This window comes from Candidatus Binatia bacterium (genome assembly GCA_023150935.1).
GTDB lineage: Bacteria > Desulfobacterota > Binatia > HRBIN30 > HRBIN30 > JAKLJW01.
Genome location: JAKLJW010000192.1, coordinates 1 through 508 on the forward strand (window position 1 = coordinate 1; position 508 = coordinate 508).

Consider the following 508-nt stretch of genomic DNA (forward strand, 5'->3'; position numbering starts at 1 on the left):
AACTGAGCTCGAGTCCCTTGTCGTGGGCACGCACCGCGAATGTTTCGAGGGTGTCCTCGACGACTTCGAAGAGGTTGAACTCAACCTGTTCCAACTGGAGCTGGCCGGCTTCGATCTTCGAGAAGTCCAGAATGTCGTTGATAAGGGCGAGGAGGCTGTCGCTACTGGAATGGATGATGTCCGCGTAGCGCCGTTGTTCCGCGTCGAGTTGGGAGTCGAGCAGAAGACCCGTCATCCCGATGATTGGTGGCGGCCAACTGCGCCTGGGCTTGGTCCCGCCGCAACGCCATGCCGAACGCGACTCCGCCCGCGTGCAGGAGTGAAATATCGGTTTCGGACCATTCCCGGTCCTGCGTGCAGTCGTCCCAGCCGATGAACCCGATCATCGCCGACTCCACGCGGATGGGAACGAGGAGGACAGACCGTATGGATTGCTCCTCGAACATCGAGCGAATGGACGGGGGCATTTTGGAGACCAGGCCGACGAATGGACGCCCTTCGTTGAACC

At 60.2% G+C, this 508-nt stretch carries 1 protein-coding gene; it reads right to left on the reverse strand.

Annotated elements, in window-relative coordinates; genetic code table 11:
• On the reverse strand, positions 1 to 235 hold a 235-nt coding region (locus L6Q96_23700; GenBank protein MCK6557550.1), incomplete at its 3' end, for a hybrid sensor histidine kinase/response regulator.
• Between the last annotated feature and the right edge of the window lie 273 nt (positions 236 to 508).